Source organism: Streptosporangium subroseum, from assembly GCF_900188345.1.
In the GTDB taxonomy this organism is placed as follows: domain Bacteria; phylum Actinomycetota; class Actinomycetes; order Streptosporangiales; family Streptosporangiaceae; genus Streptosporangium; species Streptosporangium subroseum.
Window position 1 is genome coordinate 33,225 of sequence record NZ_FZOD01000065.1, and the last position, 22,130, is coordinate 55,354.

18 protein-coding genes and 1 pseudogene are annotated in these 22,130 nt (G+C 69.0%); 9 read left to right on the forward strand and 10 right to left on the reverse strand.

Annotated elements, in window-relative coordinates:
- Positions 1 to 274 precede the first annotated feature (274 nt).
- Complete coding sequence (locus CHC08_RS38875) at positions 275 to 805, forward strand: Rv3235 family protein (RefSeq protein ID WP_089212395.1); 531 nt, start codon at positions 275 to 277, stop codon at positions 803 to 805.
- Between the two features lie 288 nt (positions 806 to 1,093).
- Here the strand turns inward: CHC08_RS38875 and CHC08_RS53070 are convergent, their stop codons facing one another.
- Together CHC08_RS53070 and secA are read right to left on the reverse strand one after the other, a co-directional pair.
- On the reverse strand, positions 1,094 to 1,405 hold the full coding sequence (locus tag CHC08_RS53070; RefSeq protein ID WP_420823604.1) for an SEC-C metal-binding domain-containing protein: 312 nt from the start codon (positions 1,403 to 1,405) through the stop codon (positions 1,094 to 1,096).
- A gap of 3 nt (positions 1,406 to 1,408) precedes the next feature.
- Positions 1,409 to 3,925, reverse strand: a pseudogene (secA, locus tag CHC08_RS38880) (preprotein translocase subunit SecA); the annotation flags it as partial.
- A gap of 254 nt (positions 3,926 to 4,179) precedes the next feature.
- On the opposite strand from secA, the gene CHC08_RS38885 reads away from it, so the two are divergent.
- Complete coding sequence (locus CHC08_RS38885; protein ID WP_089212397.1) at positions 4,180 to 4,449, forward strand: HGxxPAAW family protein; 270 nt, start codon at positions 4,180 to 4,182, stop codon at positions 4,447 to 4,449.
- A gap of 140 nt (positions 4,450 to 4,589) precedes the next feature.
- Positions 4,590 to 5,789 carry a winged helix-turn-helix domain-containing protein gene (locus CHC08_RS38890; protein ID WP_089212398.1) on the forward strand — a complete coding sequence of 400 codons (1,200 nt, stop codon included), beginning with the start codon at positions 4,590 to 4,592 and terminating at the stop codon, positions 5,787 to 5,789.
- Between the two features lie 51 nt (positions 5,790 to 5,840).
- Here the strand turns inward: CHC08_RS38890 and CHC08_RS38895 are convergent, their stop codons facing one another.
- The 6 genes from CHC08_RS38895 to mtrA all read right to left on the reverse strand — a co-directional run bounded on the left by CHC08_RS38895 (position 5,841) and on the right by mtrA (position 12,982).
- Entirely contained in the window at positions 5,841 to 6,545 is a 705-nt protein-coding gene (locus CHC08_RS38895; RefSeq protein WP_089212399.1) for a response regulator, read from the reverse strand.
- A gap of 95 nt (positions 6,546 to 6,640) precedes the next feature.
- Positions 6,641 to 7,297, reverse strand: a complete 657-nt coding sequence (gene hpf, locus CHC08_RS38900) for a ribosome hibernation-promoting factor, HPF/YfiA family (RefSeq protein WP_089212400.1) — start codon at positions 7,295 to 7,297, stop codon at positions 6,641 to 6,643.
- Positions 7,298 to 7,826: 529 nt separating this feature from the next.
- On the reverse strand, positions 7,827 to 8,522 hold the full coding sequence (locus CHC08_RS38905) for a ComF family protein (protein WP_089212401.1): 696 nt from the start codon (positions 8,520 to 8,522) through the stop codon (positions 7,827 to 7,829).
- 247 nt (positions 8,523 to 8,769) lie between these two features.
- On the reverse strand, positions 8,770 to 10,503 hold the full coding sequence (locus CHC08_RS38910; RefSeq protein ID WP_179282464.1) for an LpqB family beta-propeller domain-containing protein: 1,734 nt from the start codon (positions 10,501 to 10,503) through the stop codon (positions 8,770 to 8,772).
- Between the two features lie 40 nt (positions 10,504 to 10,543).
- A complete protein-coding gene (gene mtrB, locus CHC08_RS38915; protein WP_089212403.1) occupies positions 10,544 to 12,277 on the reverse strand; it encodes an MtrAB system histidine kinase MtrB in 1,734 nt (577 codons plus the stop codon).
- A 27-nt stretch (positions 12,278 to 12,304) separates the two neighbouring features.
- Positions 12,305 to 12,982, reverse strand: coding sequence for an MtrAB system response regulator MtrA (gene mtrA / locus CHC08_RS38920; protein WP_030907316.1), 678 nt, complete (start codon positions 12,980 to 12,982; stop codon positions 12,305 to 12,307).
- A 344-nt stretch (positions 12,983 to 13,326) separates the two neighbouring features.
- Here mtrA and CHC08_RS38925 point away from each other — a divergent pair, with 344 nt between their 5' ends.
- The 5 genes from CHC08_RS38925 (at position 13,327) to CHC08_RS38945 (ending at position 19,016) form a co-directional block, all read left to right on the forward strand.
- A complete protein-coding gene (locus tag CHC08_RS38925) occupies positions 13,327 to 14,694 on the forward strand; it encodes a DUF7847 domain-containing protein (protein WP_089212404.1) in 1,368 nt (455 codons plus the stop codon).
- Positions 14,679 to 15,335, forward strand: coding sequence for a DUF4129 domain-containing protein (locus CHC08_RS38930; protein WP_245878838.1), 657 nt, complete (start codon positions 14,679 to 14,681; stop codon positions 15,333 to 15,335). The genes CHC08_RS38925 and CHC08_RS38930 overlap by 16 nt, the downstream gene beginning before the upstream one ends.
- The gene (locus CHC08_RS38935; protein ID WP_179282465.1) at positions 15,332 to 16,513 is read left to right on the forward strand and encodes a DUF4350 domain-containing protein; all 1,182 of its coding nucleotides are present in this window, start codon (positions 15,332 to 15,334) and stop codon (positions 16,511 to 16,513) included. The genes CHC08_RS38930 and CHC08_RS38935 overlap by 4 nt, the downstream gene beginning before the upstream one ends.
- 121 nt (positions 16,514 to 16,634) lie before the next feature.
- On the forward strand, positions 16,635 to 17,645 hold the full coding sequence (locus CHC08_RS38940) for an AAA family ATPase (protein ID WP_089212405.1): 1,011 nt from the start codon (positions 16,635 to 16,637) through the stop codon (positions 17,643 to 17,645).
- 3 nt (positions 17,646 to 17,648) lie between these two features.
- Positions 17,649 to 19,016 (forward strand): DUF58 domain-containing protein, encoded by a 1,368-nt coding sequence (locus CHC08_RS38945; RefSeq protein ID WP_089212406.1) that lies wholly within the window; start codon positions 17,649 to 17,651, stop codon positions 19,014 to 19,016.
- A 144-nt stretch (positions 19,017 to 19,160) separates the two neighbouring features.
- Here the strand turns inward: CHC08_RS38945 and CHC08_RS38950 are convergent, their stop codons facing one another.
- Positions 19,161 to 20,156, reverse strand: coding sequence for a stage II sporulation protein M (locus tag CHC08_RS38950; protein WP_089212407.1), 996 nt, complete (start codon positions 20,154 to 20,156; stop codon positions 19,161 to 19,163).
- A 91-nt stretch (positions 20,157 to 20,247) separates the two neighbouring features.
- Between CHC08_RS38950 and CHC08_RS38955 the strand changes: the two genes are divergently transcribed.
- A complete protein-coding gene (locus CHC08_RS38955; protein WP_089212408.1) occupies positions 20,248 to 21,348 on the forward strand; it encodes an RDD family protein in 1,101 nt (366 codons plus the stop codon).
- Between the two features lie 238 nt (positions 21,349 to 21,586).
- Here CHC08_RS38955 and CHC08_RS38960 read toward each other — a convergent pair.
- A partial coding sequence (locus tag CHC08_RS38960) for an LVIVD repeat-containing protein (protein ID WP_476718289.1) occupies positions 21,587 to 22,130 on the reverse strand: 544 nt, incomplete at its 5' end.

A 22,130-nucleotide genomic window follows, 5' to 3' on the forward strand; every position in this document is an offset into this window, starting at 1 on the left:
ACGAGCCGGACATCGGGCCGCCCCGGCTCCTGAACATGCTCCCGGCAACGGGCTCTCCGGCTCCTGAGCGATATTTCGGCTGTCCGCCGGAGACCACGGCTCAGGCCGGAACCCGTTCCCCCACGGATGCGAACCGCTCCAACCCGAGGTCACTTTCCCCTCCAAACCGGGCGAAGCGGCCGGAAATTCGAGGAAGTTGGCGGGCGACGTATCTGGACAGGGAGCCGGAAACTCCTAGAGGTGTCAGATTTCGCCGACCACCATCGGAGTTGCCATGTCGCCCCTTCCACGGCCGTTACCGCTCCCCCGGATCGCGCCGTTCCCCTCGACCGAGCCGCCCTACGACGACGACCGTCCGGCCAGGGACGTCCCCGCCGCTCCGCCGTACATCCAGGGGGCGCTCGCCCTCGCCTTCGAGCCTGAGCCGAGCGAGCCCCAGGTTCAGCGCCCGTTGATCTGGGGACCGCCGGGCGCGGTCCCCGACGAGCGGCGGCTACGGGCTCTCGCGCAGGCCGTCGCCGAGATCCTGTCCGGCAGGCGCCCGCCTTCGAGCGTCTCCTGCCACATGACCAACCGAGCCCATGCCGAGCTGGTACGGAGCGGGAAGATCATCAACTCCGCGCACCCCCTGCGGGCCGGCAGGCTCCACGTGTCGCAGCCCGAGGACGGAGTGGTGGAGATGTGCGTCCTGGTGCACGGCGACGACCGGTCGAGGGTGCTGGCGCTGAGGCTGGAGCGCCGGGGCGTGCAGTGGCTGTGCACCGACTTCGAGACGACACCCGACCGCACGCCGCGCCGGCCCTGACCGCACACCGTGCCGGACCGCACACCGTGCCGGACCGCACACCGGACCGGATCACACGCCGGACCGGATCAGCACCCGACCACGCATCGGATCGAATCGCACCGGTCCCGATGCCGTACCGGACCGTACCGGGCGGACGCCGTGCCGTACCGGATCGCACCGAACGGACGCCGTGCCGGCCCGCGCCGGACGGACGTCACGCCGGGCGAAGACCGGATCGGCCGCCGGATGGAGACCCTCGTGAAAAGCCGGAGGGCCCGCACGTTGTGCGGGCCCTCCGGTCAGCGATCAGACCTCGACGTGCTTGGGGTCGCCGTGGCAGCGCTTGTACTTCTTACCCGAGCCGCAGGGGCACGGGGCGTTGCGCTCGACGTTGCCGTACGCGTCGCGCTCGGCCTTGGTGCTCACCCGGGTGTGCTCCACCTCGCCGCTCTCACCGGGTGCGGTGTACTGCAGCTCGGCGGGACGATCCGGGCCGCGCAGGCCGCGGGCGATGATCGAACGGGTCTCCGCGATCGACGCGTCCTCGTGGGGGTGCGCGTGGTCGTGGTCGTGGTCGTGGGCGTGGTCATGCTCCTCGACGATCGGGTTGCTCTGCACCTCGACCTCAAGGTTGAACAGATAGCCGACCGACTCCTCCTTGATGCCCTCGAGCATCTGGGCGAACATCTCGAAGCCCTCGCGCTGATATTCGATCAGCGGGTCGCGCTGCGCCATCGCGCGCAGGCCGATGCCCTCCTGGAGATAGTCCATCTCGTAGAGGTGCTCGCGCCACTTGCGGTCCAGGACCGACAGGATGACCCTGCGCTCCAGCTCGCGCATGGCCTCGGCGCCGAGCTCCTCCTCGCGATGGTCGTAGGCGGCCATCGCGTCGGCCTTCACCCGCTCGCCGAGCATCTCGGCGGTGAGCTCCTCGCGGCTGCCGGCCTCCTCGACGAGCCCGTCGACGGTGAGGGTGATCGGGTAGAGCAGGCCGAGCGCCTTCCACAGCTTGTCGAGATCCCACTCCTCGGCGAAGCCCTCGGCCGTGGCACCCGCGACGTATTCGTCGATCACGTCGTTGATGAAGCCGCGGATCTGCTCGTGCAGGTCCGCGCCCTCCAGCACCTGGTGACGCTCGGCGTAGATCACCTTGCGCTGGCGGTTCATGACCTCGTCGTACTTCAGAACGTTCTTGCGGATCTCGAAGTTCTGCTGCTCGACCTGGTGCTGGGCGGAGGCGATGGCCTTGGAGACGATGCCCGACTCGATCGGGACGTCATCCGGGATGTTCAGACGCGTCATGATCATCTCGACCCTGGCCGAGTTGAACAGGCGCATGAGGTCGTCTTCGAGCGAGAGGTAGAAACGCGACTCGCCCGGGTCACCCTGGCGTCCGGACCGGCCGCGGAGCTGGTTGTCGATGCGCCGCGACTCGTGCCGCTCGGTGCCCAGGACGTAGAGGCCGCCGAGTTCGGTGACCTCGTCGTGCTCGGCCTGCACCGCCGCGCGGGCCTTCTCGAGCGCCTCGCCCCAGGCCTTGTCGTACTCCTCCGGAGTCTCGGTCGGATCAAGACCGCGACCGCGCAGCTCCAGGTCGGCACGGAAGTCGGGGTTTCCGCCGAGCATGATGTCGGTGCCTCGACCGGCCATGTTGGTGGCCACGGTGACCGCGTGCTTGCGGCCCGCCTCGGCGATGATCGTCGCCTCACGCGCGTGGTTCTTGGCGTTGAGGACCTCGTGCTGGATGCCCCTGCGCTTGAGCTCCTTGGACAGGCGCTCGGACTTCGCCACGCTCGTGGTGCCGATCAGGACCGGCTGGCCCCGGTCGTAGCGCTCCTTGATGTCCTGGGCGACCGCCTGGAACTTGGCGTCCTCGCTCTTGTAGACCACATCGGCCTGGTCCTTGCGGATCATCGGCATGTTGGTCGGGATCGGGACGACGCCCAGCTTGTAGGTCTGGTGGAACTCGTTGGCCTCGGTGGCCGCCGTACCGGTCATGCCGGAGAGCGTCTCGTAGAGGCGGAAGTAGTTCTGGAGCGTGATCGTGGCGAGAGTCTGGTTCTCGTCCTTGATCTTGACGGCTTCCTTCGCCTCGATGGCCTGGTGCATGCCCTCGTTGTAACGGCGCCCGTGCAGGACTCGACCGGTGAACTCGTCGACGATCAGGACCTCGCCGTCGACGACGATGTAGTCCTTGTCCTTCTTGTAGAGCTCCTTGGCCTTCAACGCGTTGTTGAGGTAGCCGACCAGGTGGGTGTGCTCGGGCTTGTAGAGGTTGTCGATGCCGAGCCAGTCCTCGACCTTCTCCACACCCGTTTCGAAGATGCCGACGGTGCGCTTCTTCTCGTCGACGACGTAGTCGCCGGTGTTCTCCTCGCCGTCCTTGCCCTCGGTGCCCTTGCGGAGACGGGGGACGATCTTGGCGAACTCGGCGTACCACTTGCCGGACTGCTCGCCGGGACCGGAGATGATCAGCGGCGTCCTGGCCTCGTCGATGAGGATCGAGTCGACCTCGTCGACGACGGCGAAGTGATGGCCGCGCTGGACGCACTCCTCCAGCGACCAGGCCATGTTGTCGCGCAGGTAGTCGAAGCCGAACTCGTTGTTCGTGCCGTAGGTGATGTCCGCGTTGTACTGCTTGCGGCGCTCGTCGGGCGGCATGTTCGCCAGGATCACGCCGACCTCGAGACCGAGGAAGCGGTGGATCCGGCCCATGTCGTCGCCGTCACGCTTGGCGAGGTAGTCGTTTGTCGTGATGACATGGACGCCCTTGCCGGTGAGGGCGTTGAGGTAGGTGGGCAACGTGCACGTGAGGGTCTTGCCCTCACCGGTGCGCATCTCGGCGATGTTGCCCATGTGCAGGTTGGCCCCACCCATGATCTGCACGTCGTAGGGGCGCTTGCTCAGCACGCGCCGGGAGGCCTCGCGAACGGTGGCGAAGGCCTCGGGAAGCAGGTCGTCGAGGGACTCGCCGTCGGCGTAACGCTGCTTGTATTCGGCGGTGAGCGCGCGGAGCTCGGCGTCGGTCAGGCTCGTGAAGTCGTCTTCAATGGAGTTGACCTGGTCGGCGATCCGCTTGAGCTTACGCAGAAGCTTGCCTTCGCCTGCGCGAAGAATCTTATCGAGAAAGGCTGGCACTTTAGGTAAAGCTCCTCGCAGGTCTTCCACGGCCGGACGGGCCCGGTTGAGGACGAGACATGGTTCTCCGCTGCCATCGTAGGCGGTTCCGCCACCAGACACAGCCACCCTGAAAGACGCTCTTGCCGTCCATAGAGTTCCTTGCCCTCTTCTTTGAGAGAGTACGGGCAGATTCAGGGGGTATGCCTCCTTTATCACGCCCGCGATGAAATCGACACACGGGCGTGTCGCTGTGCCGAGGAGGAGACGCCGTCGTGGCCGACGACACTTACGACGACACACAGCAGGCCGGCCACGGGGGCAGGGCCTCGTCCTGGCTGGCGGTGACCGTGATCCTGATGGGCTTCACCATCGGAGGGGTCGCCCTCTGCCTGGGCCCCAACTGGTTCCTGTTCTGGATGGGCGCGATCATCTGCGCCCTGGGCGGGATCCTCCTTCTGGCCTTCCGGGTCTTCCATGATGTCGTCCTCGACGCTCCCCGAGCGCCGTACAGCAAGAGCCACGGGGGCATACTCGACCAATAGCCCAGAAGAGTGACGAATCGTGATATTTACCTCATCTAGGCAGTCGAGACCCGACGCCCGCACACCTGCATAGCGTTTTTGTCGGTGTGGCGCGTTAGCCTCGGCGTCATGCAGATGTTCTGTTTCCTCCCGAGGCGGTCATGACGCTCACCCTCTCCGCCGACGAGGCCCGCCGCATCGTCCTGCGCGCCCAGGGATTTCTGGGCGCCGAGGCCCGCCGCGGCGGCGCGCCCGCGACCCTGCGCCGCCTGGGCGCCGTCCAGCTCGACACGATCTCCGTCCTGGCCCGCTCCCACGAGCTCGTCGCGTACGCCCGCCTCGGCGCCGTCGGCAGGGAGAAGATCGAGCGGGCATATTGGGACGACCCGGCCGCCGCCTTCGAATACTGGTGTCACGCCGCCTGCATCCTGCCGATCGACGACTGGCCCCTGTACGCCTTCAGGCGCAGGCATTTCCGCGACAGGAAATATCGCTGGCACGACCTGCCCGACAGCGTCGACAAGATCCTGGAGCAGGTCCGGGAGAGCGGCCCCATCACCACCGCCGACATCGGCGGCGCCAAGAAGGGCGGTCCCTGGTGGGACTGGTCCGACGCGAAGATCGCCATCGAGTGGCTGCTGGACACCGGTGATGTCGTCTGCACCCGCCGCGTCGGCTGGCGCCGCGTCTACGACCTGGCCGAGCGCGCGGTCCCCGAGCATCTCCTGGCCGAAGAGCTCTCCGACGCCGAGTGCGTCATCCGCCTCATCCGGATCGCCGGGCGCGCCCTCGGCGTGGCCACCCGCGCCGACCTCGTCGACTTCCTCCGGCTGAAGGCCCCCCAGGCACTTCTGCTCGACCAGTGCCTGCTCGAGGGCACCGGCGGACTCGTCCCCGTCCAGGTCTCCGGATGGCCCGACCGCGGAGCCAACGGCGCCGCCGGAGCCACAGCCTGGGCCGATCCCGCCGCGCTGGAGACCGAGCCCCGGGGCCGTCACCGCACGACCCTGCTCTCCCCGTTCGACTCCCTGGTCTGGGACCGTGCCCGCACCGCCCGCGTGTTCGGGTTCAACCACCGCCTTGAGGCGTACGTCCCCAAGGAGAAGCGCGTCCACGGTTACTTCACCATGCCGGTCCTGGCCGGGGGCCGGCTGATCGGCAGGGTCGATCCGGCCCGCGAGGGCTCCACCCTCGTCGCCCGCCAGGTCAGCCTCGAGGCCGGCGTCAACCAGCGCCGGGGCGCCGAGTCACTGGCCGACGCCCTCTGGGAGGCCGCCGCCTGGGTCGGCTGTGACAGCGTCCGCGTGGACCGGGTGGACCCTCATCTGTCGGTGTCGCTGCAGCAGGCTCTGGCCCGCTGACCCTCCGGCCCCGGGTGCGGTGACCGGAAAAGGGTCACCGCACCGGGCCTGTCAGGTGATCTCGAGCATCCGCTCGCGGACCGCGTAGACGACCGCTTCCATCCGGGAGTGGAGCTGAAGCTTGTCCAGGATGTTGCGGACGTGGTTCTTCACGGTGTTCTCGGAGATGAACAACTGCTTGGCGATCTCTCGATTGTTCATTCCCTTGGCAACCAGGCGGAGCACCTCCATCTCCCGCTCTGTCAAGCGGGGGACGGGAAGCTGCGGAGGCCGCTCGGCCTCCTTGCGGCTCATGTTCGCGAACTCGGTGATGAGCTTGGCGGCCATCGCCGGATTGATCAGCGACTGCCCTTCGTGAACACCGCGCACGGCCTGCGGGACCTCGTCGAGCTGAACGTTCTTCAGCAGGTAACCGGTGGCACCCGCCTTGATCGCCTCGAAGAGGTCTTCCTCCTCGTCGCTCACCGTCAGCATGATGATCCGCGTGCTCGGCACCGAGGCCTTGATCGCGCGTGTGGCCTCGATACCGCTCCTGCGGGGCATCCGGACATCCATGAGCATGACATCGGGGGTGAGGCGGTCGGCGAGCTCGACCGCCTCCTGACCGTCGCTCGCCTCACCGACCACCTCGATGTCCGCCTCCGCTGCCAGCGCCATTTCCAGGCTGCGGCGGATCAGCGCATGATCGTCAACGATCAACACGCGGATGGGGTCACCGCGTCCGGTGGAGCTGGTTGCATCGTCGGGTTCCGTCACGCCTCCTCCTCGGGGGGCCAGAGCCGTTGGACCGCCATGATTACACGGGTTTCATGGTCCGCGGGTTGGTCGGAGAGGATCTTCGAACGCTTCCGTCAAGGTTCGACGAGTCGCAATACGCCATAGCTGTAGCCTTGTCGTAGATATACGACACTGGGCTGCCCGCTCTCCTTGTCACGGAACAAGTAGAAGTCGTGCCCGACAAGCTCCATCTCGAGGAGCGCCTGGTCGATGGTTATCGGGTCGGCTTCATGGAATTTTTCCCTGATCATCAACGGCCCGTCGCCGTCCATCTGGATCGGGATGATCGCCTTGTCTTCCGGAAGGTCGTGGTCGACCTCCTGATCCGCCTGAGACGCGGTGCGAGGCAGAGGGGCGGAGGCCTCGAAGGACTCCGCCAACGCGGTGGCCGTCAGTTCGGCGACCGACGGGGGGCAGTGGTTGCCATGGTGGATCTTCCGCCGGTCGGCGAGACGGCGAAGTCTGCCTTCCAGCTTTCCGAGCGCTATGTCAAGAGCGGCGAAACGATCGTCCGCCGAGGCCTCGGCCCGCACGGCGGGCCCTCGTGAGTGGATGGTGAGTTCGACCCGTTCACGTTGGTCGACGATGCGCGGATTGCTTTCTTTGGATACCTCCACGTCAACGCGAATGAGCTTATGGTCCAAACGCTCGATCCTGGCCAGCTTGGTGTTCACGTGGTCTCGGAATCGGTCACTCACTCCGGTGTGCCGACCCTTGACGATGATCTCCATGCACAGCCCCCCTTCGAATCTCGACGGTGGTACTACGACACCCGCTCGGCCGACCTGGTCTTCGTCCCCACATCCGCCTGCTGAGGGTTTCGCAGCTCTTTGCCACTACATGCCCTTCTCTTCTGGCGAGGAACATCTGGCTCCCCGGGAAGGCAGGACTTACCTCTAAGCCGCACCGTGATCGAGCGACAAAAAGTCGTCTTACGTGGACCGTTTGGCCTGCGGCTGGCATCGGCTAGCCAGGCCGGCCCCCTTGCGGGAGTCGGTCCGGCGCAACCACGGACCCGAGCGGGTGCCATGGCTCAGACGCTATCCGTATCCAGGCCGAATGTCAGCCTGGAGAGCCGCCAAAGGATCACTTTGCGTAATTCTCAGTGAGGTCTTCGAAGGGTGGAGGTAGATACTTTGGAAGCCCACACCCCATATCCGAGAGCTGCTCGCATCCGTTGAACAGCCGCAAGACCATGATCAAGACAGGGACTTGTGTCCTGGCGGTGAGGCCGTTCACCCACTTGTCGATCACCCTCCGTCACGATCGCTTATTTTGATCTCTCCGGCGTGTCGCGGCGACGGTCGCGGCGAGCGGAACCGGCACACCCGTCTCCCGCAGCGCCCTGGCGGCCTCGACGAGCGTCGCACCGGTGGTGACGATGTCGTCGACCAGCACGATCGGCCCCGAAGCGCCCCTGTGATCCGACTGAGACACGTTGCGGCCGGGCGCCACCGTGAACGCCCAGGACAGGTTCGCGGCTCGCTGGAGCGAGCTCAGCCCCGCCTGGTCGGCGATGCGGCGGCGCTGGGTGAGGATCTTCTCCACGGACACGGGCCAACCGGCCGCGCGAAGATATCCGGCCGCCAGGTCCGCGAGCCGGGTCACCGGGTCGTGACCGCGGCGGCGCAGGGCCGAGCGGGCGCTCGGCACCGGCACGAGCGTGACCGGCCGCTCGCCTGCCGCGGTGGCGATCGTCAGAGCCAGGGCCCCGGCCAGCGGATGGGCGAGAGCCGTACGGCCGCGCTCCTTGTAGGCGATGATCGCCCGGCGCGCGGCGCCCGTGTATTCGGCCGCCGACCAGCATTCGGGGAGGCCGGGAGGGGAGGGCACGGGCATCCGGTGCGCGGGCTCCCCGTGCAGCTCCGCCGCACAGCGGGAGCAGACGAGGGCGCCAGGTGCGTCGCATCCGGCGCAACGAGGCGGCAGGAGCAGGTCGAGCAGAGCGGTCGGCACGCATTCACGATGTCAGGCCCCACCGACAGAAACCCCAGCCGGAAAACCCAGCTCCGCGGGTGCGCCGGAGTCCTGGAGAGGGGCGCTCGGCCCGCCGAGGCCCCGGAAAGGACGCCGGGGCACGGGGAGCCGGCCCACCGGGGCCGTGGGAGAGGACGCCGGGTCCGCGGGAATTCTACGGAAATTCCCCCGGGAACTCCGAGAAGGTCCCGGCCCGGGCGGGCGGCCCGCGTTCCGGAGAACCCCCTCAGCCCAGGGGGTAGACCGGGGAGGTTGGACCGTTCTCGACGAAGTCCGGCTTTCCGGCCTCGTCCTTGACCAGCTCCTCCCACTTGGCGGAGGTCCGGTAGAGGATCTGCAGTTTGCCGTCGTCCTTCGCGCCGGCCAGCAGCGAGCCGTCCAGCGCGGTGATGCTCTGGATCCGGGGGTCGGGGGGCAGCGGCTTGGCCTCCGCGGCGACCGAGGCCTCCAGCAGCTCGGACTTTTCGGTGAGCACGTAGAGGCTCTTGCCGTCGTTCCAGGCGATATCCTTGATCGCCTTGCCCTGCACCACGGACTGGAGGTTGTCGATACGCGTCGCGCTCCCCTGGCCGACGACCGTGCCGATCTTCACCTGCTCCTCCGCCCCGTCCTTGACGACCACCGCGACGTGCACGCCGTCCCGTGCGATCTTGAGCGACTTGACGTAGACCGTGTCCAGCTCGGGGGCCGTCACCCGATACTGCTGCCTGTTGTAGCGGTCGTGCCGGATCACCACCGAGGTGTGGTCGTTGGGCCGGTTCACCGTCCACAGGGTGTCGTAGCGGTCCCAGGACGGCGGCGTAAGGGACTCCCCCGTGGCCCATTCCTGCCACTCGCCTCCCGCGGAGATCGACGCCACCGAGATGCTCTTACCGCCCTTCGAGAGCGCCGCCACCCGCGCGGGTTTCTCGTCGCTGATCGCCGGATAGGTACGGGTCTCATCCTTCTCACCCGCCCTGCCCGGCACCGGCTGCCCGATCTTCTCACTTGTCAGCAGCCTCAGGCCCCCATCGGACATGTAGAACGGGGCGATGTCGCGGGGGGTCATCCAGTGGTCGAAGGCCGACTGCTCCTGTGCCTCGATCTGGAGCGAGGAGTCGGAGTAGTAGGACTCGCCGTTCACCTCCACCCTGAAGCCCCAGCCCCCCTTGGTGAGCGTGGAGAGCGTCCCGGCGAGCTGGGCGGCCATCGGGCCGATGAGGTCGGAGGCCACGCGCTTGTTCAGGTCGATGATGACGCGGTTGTCCTCGGTGGTGACGTCGATGAGCTTGGTGTCCGGCTCGAAGGCGGTCTTCACCGCGCCCTTGAGCAGGCTGCTCGGTCCCTGGAGCAATCGCTCGACCGCCGTCTTGGCGGAGTTCGCGGTGGGGTCGATCGGCACCCGGACCTGGTCGATCACCAGGCCCTTCCACTCGGAGTCCAGGAAGTACAGGTCCACCGGGCGATAGCCGTGATCGACGTCGGACTCCGACAGCACCAGTCCTTCTGGTCCTCCGCTGATCCTCCATCCGTTCGGCCCCTTGACGAGGCTGAAGGGCATGTTCAGCGGCCCGCCACTGGGTTTATATCGACCGTCTTGGCCGATATATGCCGTAATGTCGCCTTTAAGGGTAACCCTGGCTTTGCCTTCGTCCTCTTGCACGGACGAGAACTTCTCGTACTCGCCGTGCTCGTAGACCGTCACATCACCCTTCGGGTTCCACTGCTTGGCGAAGGCGTCGGTGAGATACCGGCGCGCGATCTCACGCTCGGGGTCGTCCGGGCTCGCCATCGCGGCCCGGAATCCGGTGACGACCTTCTCCGGCGACCAGCCGTCCTTCGGCGGCATGGCGATGACCCGCGCGTACGGATCACCCAGCGGATTGCCCTTGCGCGCGTCCGCGACGGCGATGGGCTTGTTTCCCGTGGGAATGACAGCGCAGGCCGTTCCCGCCCAGGTCAGCACGATGATCAGGCTCACCGTTCCCACTCCGCGCCCGGGCCCGATCCAGCTGATCCGCCTAGTCCACATCGCGTCCCCCGTCGGCCAGCGCCGGCAACAGCATCGGCGTCATGTGCCCTCGCCATGTCCGCCGCATCTCCACCTCCGGCGGGACCAGCGGCAACGGCGAGCCTCTCAGCGCGGTTCCGGACACCCGGGGCAGCGAGAGACGGAACTGCGACCCCTCCCCCTGCACTCCCCATGCCTGCAGCCAGCCGCCGTGCAGGATCGCGTCCTCGCGGGAGATCGCCAGCCCCAGCCCGGTGCCGCCGATGGTCCGCGCGCGGGACGGATCGGCCCGCCAGAACCGGTCGAAGACCATGTTCTCCTCGCCCGGCTTCAACCCCACCCCGTGATCTCGTACGGCCACCGCCACCGCGTCCCTGTCCGCGCCGACCGAGACGATGACCTCGCGGCCCTCCCCGTGCTCTATCGCGTTGAACAGCAGGTTGCGAAGGATGCGCTCGACCCTGCGGCTGTCCATCTCCGCCATGCAGGGCTCGCCCGGCAGGCGCAGGTCGAAACGGGTGGAGTGACGCTCGGCCAGTGCCTCGGAGTCGGCGACCGCGCGGAGCACCACGTCTCTGACGTCCACGGAGTCGACGTCCAGGTCGGCCGCGCCCGCGTCGTAGCGGCTGATCTCCAGCAGGTCGGCGAGCATCGACTCGAAGCGGTTCAGCTGGTTCTGCATCAGCTCGGCGGACCGCGAGGCCATCGGGTCGAAGTCCTCGCGGGCGTCGTAGAGCAGGTCGGCCGCCATCCGCACGGTCGTCAGAGGAGTGCGCAACTCGTGTGACACGTCCGAGACGAACTGCCGCTGGACCTGGGAGAGCTCCTCAAGCTGATGGATCTTCAATGCCAGATTGGCGGCCATCTCGTTGAAGGAGGTGGCCAGACGTGCCAGGTCGTCCTCACCGCGGACCTTCAGCCGCTCGTCCAGGCGTCCGGCGGCCAGCCGCTCGGCGGCCTGCCGTGCCAGCCGTACCGGTGTGACCACCTGACGGGTGACCAGCGAGGCGATCATGGCCAGCAGCAGCACCAGGCCGGCGCCGACGGCGATGAGCTTCTGCTGGACGGAGGAGAGGGTCTGCTCCTCCTTGTCCAGCGGAACGAGGTGGTAGATCTCGTAGGCGCCGTCGAGCACGGTCCCGCTGGTGTCGAGGCGGGTACCGATGATCATGCCCTGCACCGGTTCCTGCCCCTTGTAGAAGAGCTTGGTGTACCAGATGCTGTCCTCGCCGGCCGCTTTCTTGAACATCTCGTCGCGCTGCTTCGGCGGGATGCTGGCCTCATCGATGTTCGTGGTGCCGATGGACTCGCCCGGCCGGTCCTCGTTACGGATGATCACCGAGTATCGGGATCCGGCCCGCTGCGCGAGCGCGTCGAGCGCCTGGCTGAGGGGGGTTCCGCCGCCCTGCTGGAGCGCCTCACCGGAGTCGGCGGGCTGATTGGCCGGGTCGGCGTCCGGCCGGCTCAGGTATCCGAGCACCGCGTTCCTGTCGGACTGCGCCTCGCTCTTCGCCGCCTGTTCCTTGGCCTCCAGCGTGGTCGAGATGATCTGCTGCATGAGGAAGACGCCGAGCACGGCGACCACCGCGATGGAGATGACCATCGTGCTGGTGACCACCCGGAGTTGCAGGGAGCGCCGCCAGACCCTGCGCACGCCTCCCGCGGCACGGCGAGCCCGACGACGCACACCCCGCGCCACTTGGCGCAGGGTGCGACGTCGGCGTTTCTTCGGCGGAGAGGACATCTCGGATCCGAGACGAGTCGCGCCGGCCTAGGCCGGACCGGCCTTGTAGCCCACCCCGCGGACCGTCACCACGATCTCGGGATGCTCGGGATCCTTCTCGATCTTGGCCCGGAGCCGCTGGACGTGCACGTTGACCAGGCGGGTGTCGGCCGCGTGGCGGTAGCCCCACACCTGCTCCAGCAGGACCTCACGGGTGAAGACCTGGCGCGGTTTGCGGGCGAGGGCGACCAGCAGGTCGAATTCGAGCGGGGTGAGGTTGATGGTCTCCTCCTCCCGCTTGACCGAGTGCCCGGCGACGTCGATCGTGATGTCGCCGATCTGCAGGATCTCCGGCGTGGGCTCGTCGGTGCGGCGCAACCGCGCGCGGACCCGGGCGACGAGCTCCTTGGGCTTGAACGGTTTGACGATGTAGTCGTCGGCCCCGGACTCCAGCCCGAGCACCACGTCGATCGTGTCGCTCTTGGCGGTCAGCATGACGATGGGCACACCGGACTCGGCCCGGATGCGACGGCACACGTCGATGCCGTCCGCGCCGGGCAGCATCAGGTCAAGCAGGACCAAATCCGGCCGGGTATCACGGAAGGCGTCAAGCGCCTTGTCCCCGTCAGAGACGAAGGAAGGCTCGAAACCCTCTCCGCGCAGCACGATACCGAGCATCTCGGCGAGAGCGGCGTCGTCGTCGACGACCAGCACGCGTCCTTTCATGGCCCCTCATTCGGTTTACGCAGTTTGGGAGTTTTTGGGATAAACCGCTCGGTTGTCGAAGATTACCCTTGTCCGGCTACTGGATGACACCTTCCGACGACCGGACATCCAAATGACGAATTTTAGGTGCATGCAACGTAAAGCGTGTTGTGGTGCCCCCGTACAGCCATCTCCGGTCTCAGCGACTGCGGACGCCAAGCGAAGGTGGTCACATCCCCAGTCTGCGGTAAACGGTGGTCTCTCGGCCATCCCTCTGGCATCTCCCGTCGATCTCCAGGGGGGTGAAATCTCTACGTGATCTCCCGATCACCACGATCGGTGTGTCCACATGCCAGGATTGGGATATGTCAGATGGTCACGGCTCGACTCCCGGTACGCCTTCCGGCTGGGCGCCCAACCAACCTCCGCCGTACGGCGACGCCCCGGGATCGCCGTGGACCGCGCCGGGTGAGAGCCCCGGCGCGCCACCGCCCGCCGGGCCACCTTCCGGGCAACCCGGGCAACCCGGGCAACCCGGGCAGCCCGGGCAGCCCGGGCAGCAGGGCCCGCCCCCGCAGCAGCCGTACAACCCGCAGGGCCCTCCGTATGCGCAGCACGGCGGGCAGTACGGCCAGCAGTACGGCCAGCAGTACGGCGGCCGCTGGCAGCCGCCCGCGATGCGACCGGGGATCATCCCGCTGCGCCCGCTCGGCGTGGGCGACATCCTCGACGGCGCGATCAAGCTGATCCGTTCCAACCCGAAGGCCGTTCTGGGCCTGTCCGCGATCGCCGCCGTGCTGGGTGCGATCCCCGTGGCGATCGGCCAGGCCATCGTGCTGGGCTCGACCCCCTCGCCCCTGAGAGACCCCCTGGGCGACCCGTCGTCGGTCGGGACCGCCCCAGAGGTGGGCTTCTTCGCCGACTACGGCGGCAGCCTGATCTCCTACGCCGTGCAGTTCGTCGCGGTGACCCTGCTGAGCGGCGTGCTGACCCGGATACTGGGCCGCGCGGTCTTCGGCGGCAAGATCACGGTCGGCGAGGCCTGGCAGCTGACCCGGAGCCGGGTGCCCACGCTGTTCGGGCTGGTGGCCATCAGCGCCCTGCTCTTCCTGGTGCCGCTGGGCCTGATCGTCGCGTTGTTCGTCGCGTTGAGCCTGTCCGGGGCGGACGTTCTCGCGGTGGCGGTCGTGGGTGTGCTGGCAATAGTGGGCTTCTTCGTCTACGCCGCCTTCGTCACCACCCGCCTGGCCCTCTCGGCGTCCGTCGCGGTGCTGGAGCGGCGCGGCGTCGTCGACTCCCTGCGCAGGTCCTGGCGCCTGGTCACCGGCGGTTCCTGGCGGACGTTCGGCATCCTGATCCTCACCGCGATCATCACGGGGCTGATCTCCCTGGTGATCTCCCTGCCCTTCACCCTGACCGCCGCCGTCATCGGCTTCACCGGCGAGGGTTCCACCGGCTCGCAGGTCATCACGGCGATCCTGCTCGCCATCGGCGGCACCGTGGGCGCGATGATCACCTACCCGTTCCAGGCCGCGGTCAACGGCCTGCTCTACGCCGACCGGCGGATGCGCGCCGAGGCGTTCGACCTGGTGCTTCAGACGGCGGCGATCGAGCAGCAGCGCCAGGGCTGGGTCCACGCGACGGCCGACGACCTGTGGGACCCGTCCGTCACGCCCGGCGGCCCCGTCCAGCCGGGGCATCCCGGTCAGGGATCGCCGTGGTCTCCCTCCTGATCTCCCTCCTCGACCCCGTCGACATCGGTCGCGGCGAGGCCCGGCGCGCGGCGATCCAGGAGTTGCTCAAGTCCGAGTACGCCAAGGAGTCGCTGGTCGACCGGGTCACCCGTACCGTGAACCAGTTTCTGGACGACCTGCTGGACCAGGCGTCCGTGGGCGTGGCCGGCAGCGTGGTGGCGCGGGCCGTCCTCATCGCGATCGTGATCGCGATGATCGTCGCGGTCGTCATGATCGCGCTCAGGGCCACCCGGGGAGGCACCGCACGCCAGACGGGGATCTTCGGGGAGCACCGCCGCACCGCCTCCGAGCACCGCGAGGCCGCCGAACGGCTGGCCGCGGAAAGCCGGTGGGCCGAGGCGATCCGCGAGCGGCTCCGTGCCGTCGCCCGCGACCTGGAAGACCGCGTCATCGTCGACTCCGCGCCCGGCCGTACCGCCGGCGAGCTCGCCGCCGAGGCGGGGCGCGCCCTACCCGGCCTCGCCGCCGAGCTCGTCACCGCGGCCCGGGTGTTCGACGACGTGACCTACGGCGAGGTGCCGGGCACCGCCGAGGCCTACGGAATACTGCGCGACCTCGACGACCGCCTGCGTACGGCCCGGCCGACGTTCGGCCAGGACACGAGGGCGGTCCCGTCTTGAGTCTCGCCGCACCCCCGCAGTCGGGGTCGACCTCCGTCTCGCCGACCGCGCGACGCCTCTGGCGCGGCGGCCGGGGCATCCTGCTGATCGCCCTCCTCGTGGTCGCCGGCGCCGTCGTCACCGTGCTGTTCGGCGGCGCGCAGCAGGGCGGCAAGCCCCTGGACCCCGACGGCACCTCGCTGTCGGGCGCCAGAGGCCTGGCCCAGCTGCTGCGAGCGCGGGACGTGCGCGTCGTGCGGGTCACCTCCGTCGCCGAGGCGCGTACGGCCGTCCCCGAGGCCACCGGCGGCCCCGCAGCCGCCACGCTGCTGCTCGGCGACACCTCCTTCCTCACCGAGGACGAGGCCCGGCAGCTCACCACACTGCCCGCCGACCGGCTCCTGGTCGGCGAGGCGACCCATCTGGACGTGCTCGCGCCGGGCGTGACCGTCAACGGGCCGGCCCGGTCGCGTTCCCGCGAGCCCGAGTGCGCGCTCCCGGCCGCGATCAGGGCGGGCAGCGCCTACATGGGCGGCGTGGCCCTCACCGGGCCCTCGGGGGCGATCGGCTGCTACCCCGCCGACGGGGGATCCACCCTGGTCAGCGCGCGTGACGGGGAGCGGACGGTCACGGTCGTGGGCGACGGCGAGTTCATGACCAACCTGCGGCTCGCCGAGGACGGCAACGCCGCGCTGGCGATGAACCTGGCCGGAGCCCACCCGATGCTGATCTGGCTGGTGGCCCCCGAGTCCGTCCCGCAGGCCGCGGGCGAGGCGAGTCTCTACGAGCTGATCCCCGACGGGGTCAAATGGGCCGTGGTGCAGGTAGGCGTCGCGGTGTTCCTGCTGGCGCTCTGGAGAGGTCGCAGGCTCGGCCCGGTGGTGGCCGAACGGCTGCCGGTCGTGGTCAGGGCGGCCGAGACGGTCGAGGGCCGTGCCAGGCTCTACCGTGCGAGGCGAGCCCGTGACCGGGCCGCCGCCGCCCTTCGCGGAGGTTTCGCCGACCGGGTCACCCCCCGGCTCGGGCTGCCCTCGGCGGCCGGGCCGGACGCGACGGTCAACGCGATCGCCGAGAGAACCGGCCAGGCGGCCGCTCGTGTGGGCACGGCCCTGTACGGCCCGCCGCCGGCCGACGAGGCCGGGCTGGTCGCCTTGGCCGCATTTCTAGACATGTTGGAAAGGCAGGTTGGAGAGTCGTGAGCGAGCGAGCCGGGCCCCTCGGGATCCCCGGAATTCATAGCTTCCCCGGGATCCACAGCATCTGTGGCACCGGCGGATCCCTCGGAACCACTCCGGTCCCGAGGCAGGGGAAGGAGACCTCATGACCACACCACCGGAGAACGGCGAGCTCGCGGGGACGACCTCCGCCGGCAGACCCGAAGCCGGCGCGACCGGCGCGCGGGAGGCACTGGGAGCGCTGCGCACCGAGGTCTCCAAGGCGGTCGTCGGTCAGGACGCCGTGATCACCGGGATGGTGATCGCACTGCTCTGCCGGGGCCACGTGCTGCTCGAAGGCGTGCCCGGCGTCGCCAAGACCCTGCTCGTCAGGACCCTGGCCGCCGCGCTCTCGCTGGACTTCAAGCGGGTGCAGTTCACGCCCGACCTGATGCCGGGCGACATCACCGGCTCACTGATCTACGACGCGAAGACGTCGGAGTTCGAGTTCCGCAAGGGGCCGGTCTTCACCAACCTGCTGCTCGCCGACGAGATCAACCGCACCCCTCCCAAGACGCAGGCCGCGCTGCTGGAGGCGATGGAGGAGCGTCAGGTCAGCGTGGACGGCACGCCGCACGGCCTGCCCGACCCGTTCATCGTGGCCGCCACCCAGAACCCGATCGAGTACGAGGGCACCTACCAGCTTCCCGAGGCTCAGCTCGACCGGTTCCTGCTCAAGCTGACCGTGCCGCTGCCGCCCCGCGACCAGGAGATCACGGTGCTCGAACGGCACGCACTGGGATTCGACCCGCGCGACCTGTCCCACATCAAGGCCGTGGCGACCGTCGACGACCTCGCGGCGGGCCGTGCGGCGGTCAGCCAGGTGCACGTCGGCCCCGAGGTGCTCGGCTACATCGTGGACATCGCCAGGGCCACCCGCCATTCGCCCTCGCTCCAGCTCGGTGTCTCGCCCCGCGGCGCCACCGCGCTGCTGGCCGGGGCCCGCGCCTGGGCCTGGCTGTCCGGCCGCTCCTATGTGACCCCCGACGACGTCAAGGCACTGGCCAGGCCGTCCATGAGACACCGGATCCAGCTCCGCCCCGAGGCCGAGCTGGAGGGCGCGACCGCCGACGGCCTCATCGACGCCATCCTCGCCTCCGTCCCCGTCCCCCGCTGACCCATGGCGCTGACAGGACGGGCCGCGCTGCTGGCCCTGCTGGGCACCCTGGTCGTGCTCTTCGCCCCCCGGCCGGGGCTGGCCGTGGCCGGGGTGGCGCTGCTGATCGTGGCGCTGGTCACGGTCGACCTGCTGCTGGCGGGGAGCGTGCGACCGCTGCGGTTCACCCGCTCGGGCGACCGGCTGGTACGGCTCGGCGAATCGGCCACGGTCGAGCTGATCGTGGAGAATCCCGGATCCCGCCGGGCCCGGGGCGTGCTCAGGGACTCCTGGCCGCCCTCCGCCGGGGCCACGCCACGGCATCTGCCGCTGGACGTGCCCCCGGGAGAGCGCCGCCGCCTCGTCACGACGCTGTCCCCCACCCGCAGGGGCGACCGCGAGGCGGTCACGGTCACGGTGCGCACGCTGGGTCCGATGGGCATCGCGGCCCGCCAGGGCTCGCACAGCGTGCCGTGGTCGGTCCGGGTGCTGCCGCCCTTCCTCAGCCGCAAGCACCTGCCCGCCAAACTGTCCCGGCTCAGAGAGCTCGAAGGACAGCATCCCTCGATGGTCCGGGGACAGGGCACCGAGTTCGACTCACTGCGCGAGTACGTGGTCGGCGACGATGTCCGCTCGATCGACTGGCGGGCCACCGCGCGCCGCAACGACGTCGTGGTCCGCACCTGGCGGCCCGAGCGCGACCGGCGGGTGCTGATCGTCCTGGACACCGGCCGCACCTCGGCCGGCCGGGTGGGCACGGCCCCGATCCCCCTCGCCGGCGAGACGCCCCGGCGCTCCGGCCCGTACGGCGGAGCGGCGATCGTGCCCGGGTGGCCCCGCCTGGACTGGTCGATGGACGCGGCGCTGCTGCTGGCCGCGCTGGCCTCCCGCGCCGGCGACCGGGTCGACTTCCTGGCCTACGACCGTACGGTGCGCGCCTGGCTCCCCGGCGCGCACCGTACGGAACTGCTGTCGTCGCTGGTCAACAGCATGGCCCCGATCGAAGCCGAGCTGATCGAGGCGGACCCGGCCGGCATGGTCGCGGCCGTCATGACCCGTGCCAGGCGGCGCTGCCTGGTCGTCGTGCTGACCGATCTCAACTCGGCGTCGCTGGAGGAGGGGCTGCTGCCGGTGCTTCCCCAGCTGTCCTCACGGCACCTGGTGCTCCTGGCCGCCGTCTCCGACCCGCAGGTGGCCGCGATGGCGGCCGGGCGCGGCACCTCCGAGCTGGTCTACAACGCCGCGGCGGCCGAGCACCAGAACGCCGACCGGCGCAGGATCACCACCCGGCTGCGCCGCCAGGGCGTGGAGGTCGTGGACGCCTCTCCCGAGCGGATCGCCCCCGCCCTGGCCGACGCCTACCTGGCCCTGAAGGCCGCGGGCCGCCTCTGACCTCGGTGTCCCCGGCCGAGGACCCGGCTCCGGCCGGGGACACCCCTTTCCGCCGGGGACCCGTTTTCTTTTCAGGACACGCTCCGGCCAAATGGGGATCGACCACAACCCCGTATCCGGGGGCTCCCGGAGCCGGGACGTGCCCTAACCGGCGGTCGGGGCGAGGTCGGGGGCTCGCTCCAGGTCCCCGGTCTCCCGGGCGGCCACGGCCCGGCGGCCGAAGAAGGTCACGTAGGCGAGGAAGGCGACCTCGGCGATCACCCCGATGCCGATGCGGGCCCAGGTGGGCAGGCTCGAAGGGGTGACCAGACCCTCGATCAGGCCGGAGACGAACAGCACCACGACCAGGCCGAGGGCCACGCTCATCACGGCCCTGCCCTGCTCGGCGAGGGCCTCGCCGCGCTTGCGCGTACCGGGGTCGACGACCGTCCAGCCGAGGCGCATGCCGACGGCCCCGGCGAGGAACACCGCGGTCAGCTCCAGCAGGCCGTGCGGGGTGATCAGGCCGAAGAAGACGTCGAGCTTGCCGTGCGAGGCCATCAGCCCGGCGGAGGCGGCGACGTTGAGCGCGTTCTGCCAGAGGATGTACGGGATCGGCAGGCCGAGCAGGATGGCCATGATGATCATCTGCATCGCGATCCAGGCGTTGTTGGTCCAGACCTGACCGGCGAACGAGGCCGCCGGATGCTCCGAGTAGTAGTCGGCGAAGTCATGGTTGACGAGCTGGTCGATCTCCGCCGGGGTGGCGATCGACGCCTGAACGCTGGGATCTCTCGCCACCCAGACGGCGACGACGGTGGAGACCAGGATGAACACGGCGGTGGTACCGAGCCACCACCAGCGGGCCCGGTAGGCGACCACCGGGAAGGAGACCGTGAAGAAGCGGATGAACTCCCGCCAGGCCGGGGTGTGCGCCCCCGTCACCGCCGAACGGGCACGGGCGACCAGCGCCGACAGACGGCCCACCAGGATCGGATCGGCGGACGCGGAGCGCACCTGGGACAGGTGCGTGGCGACCCGCTGATAGAGGTCCACCAGCTCGTCGACCTCGGCGCCGTCCAGCGACCTGCGCCGCCGGATCAAGTCCTCAAGGCGGTCCCAGACCGGGCGGTGCGCGCTGACAAAAGCGTCGATGTCCACGCGGAAAGCGTATCCACTGCATCGCGGCAGGGACCCACGATGGGTGGGCGGCCAGGACGGGAATCTGTCCCGAATGGGTAAGGTGCTAAGTGTGTCCGATGTCGTAACCGGCGAAGCCGTAGTCGTCGAAGTCCGGGTCGCTCAGCTGGCCAGCAGGACCGCGGCGCTGCTGATCGACATTGTGGTCCAGCTCGTGACGCTGTTCGGCGCGTCCTACCTGGTCGGCGTCGTGTCCTTCACCTCCGATCCGGCCCTGACAGCGGTGATCTACCTCGTGCTCACCGTGCTCGTGATCGTCGGCTATCCGGTGGCCTTCGAAACGCTCTCGCGCGGCCGCAGCCTGGGCAAACTCGCCCTCGGGCTCCGGGTCGTCAGCGACGACGGCAGCCCTGAGCGGTTCCGGCAGGCCCTGTTCCGCGGGCTGGCGGGAATCCTGGAGTTCTGGACGCTCGGCGGCGCCCCCGCGCTGATCAGCTCGCTGATCTCGGAGAAGGGCAAGCGGCTCGGCGACATCTTCGCGGGCACCATGGTGATCTCCGAGCGTGCGCCCCGGAACTACGGTCCGATACTGGACATGCCGCCGCAGCTCGCCACGTGGGCGGCGACGCTGGAGCTGTCGCGGCTGCCCGAGGGGGTCGCGGACACCGCGAGGCAGTACCTCATGCGCTGGCACGACCTGGCTCCTGCCGTCCAGTACGAGATGGGTGTGCGCATCGCCACCGAGATGTCGGCCTTCGTGTCTCCGCCCTCACCGCCGGGCGTGCCGCCCTTCGCCTACCTGACCGCCGTCCTGGCCGAGCGCCGCCGCCGGGATGAGGTACGGCTGGCGCAGCAGGCCGGTGCGCGCCGGCCCTCCCAGCAGTGGCCGGCACAGCAGCCGCCCTACGCGCCCCAGACCTATCCGTCTCAGGGCTACCCGTCCCAGCCTTATGCGCCCCAGCCCTACCCGTCATCCCAGCCCTACGCACCCCAGCCGTACCCGTCGTCTCAGCCCCATGCGCCCCAGCCCTATCCGAACTCGAACTCCCAGCGGCCGCGGTTCCAGCCACCCGCGCCGCAGCAGCCGCCTTCTCACCCGTCACCCCCCGCTGTCGCCCGCCCGATGCCCGGTCCCGCGGCCCCGCCGCCCGCGCCGCGGCCGTCCGAGCCGGCGCCCGGCCCCACCTCCGGCGGCTTCGTCCCTCCGGCCTGAGATAAGGCGCACGCCGTACGGACACGGAGGCCTGAGACAGCGCCACACCGCACGGCACGGACACCCGAGATAGGCGGCACCGCACGAACACGGACTCCTCCAATAGAGCGCACGGCGTACGAACACGGACTCCTCAGATGGAGCGCACGGCTTACGGACACGGACTCCTCGGATAGAGGACACGCCGTACGGACACGAAAAGGGGCGGCGGGACGACCCGCCACCCCTTCGCCGGTGATCAGTGGCCGTGCCCCCGCTCTCCGTAGGAGGCCTGGGTCTGCACGTTCAGCCGGTCTAGGCGGACGCTCCTGGCCGGATCCGTACGCCTGTCATTGATCTTGATGACGTCGAATCCGTTGTGGAAGTCGCTGCCGTAGACGTAACCGTTGTAGTAGTAAGCCGACCAGATGCCGCCCCCGCCGCCGTTGGGCTCCGGTCCGCGCTCGAAGAAGCCGATCTCCTTCGGATGTGCGGAGTCGGTGAAGTCCACGACCGAGACGCCGCCCTGGTACCACGCCTGGACCAGGATGTCCCTGCCCTTGACCGGGACCAGCGAGCCGTTGTGCGCGACGCAGTTCTCCGTGTCGGCCTGGTAGCGGGGGATCTTGAAGTAGCTCTTGAACACGAACCGGCCGCGTTTGAGGTCGTAGATGGCGTCGGCGCCGCGGTTCGGGCCGGTGGCCTCGTTGCAGGTGGCCGCGCCGCCGCCACCGAGCTCGTCGGTGAAGATGACCTTGGTGCCCTCGTTGTTGAACGTCGCCGAGTGCCAGAACGCGAAGTTC

Bases quoted from the DNA above. Each gene is read 5' to 3' on its own strand.
- hpf (WP_089212400.1), bottom strand. From the start codon at position 7,297: ATGGAGATCATCGTCAAGGGTCGGCACACCGGAGTGAGTGACCGATTC.
- CHC08_RS38925 (WP_089212404.1), top strand. From the start codon at position 13,327: ATGTCAGATGGTCACGGCTCGACTCCCGGTACGCCTTCCGGCTGGGCG.
- mtrA (WP_030907316.1), bottom strand. From the start codon at position 12,982: ATGAAAGGACGCGTGCTGGTCGTCGACGACGACGCCGCTCTCGCCGAG.
- CHC08_RS38940 (WP_089212405.1), top strand. From the start codon at position 16,635: ATGACCACACCACCGGAGAACGGCGAGCTCGCGGGGACGACCTCCGCC.
- CHC08_RS38945 (WP_089212406.1), top strand. From the start codon at position 17,649: ATGGCGCTGACAGGACGGGCCGCGCTGCTGGCCCTGCTGGGCACCCTG.
- CHC08_RS38875 (WP_089212395.1), top strand. From the start codon at position 275: ATGTCGCCCCTTCCACGGCCGTTACCGCTCCCCCGGATCGCGCCGTTC.
- mtrB (WP_089212403.1), bottom strand. From the start codon at position 12,277: ATGTCCTCTCCGCCGAAGAAACGCCGACGTCGCACCCTGCGCCAAGTG.
- CHC08_RS38890 (WP_089212398.1), top strand. From the start codon at position 4,590: ATGACGCTCACCCTCTCCGCCGACGAGGCCCGCCGCATCGTCCTGCGC.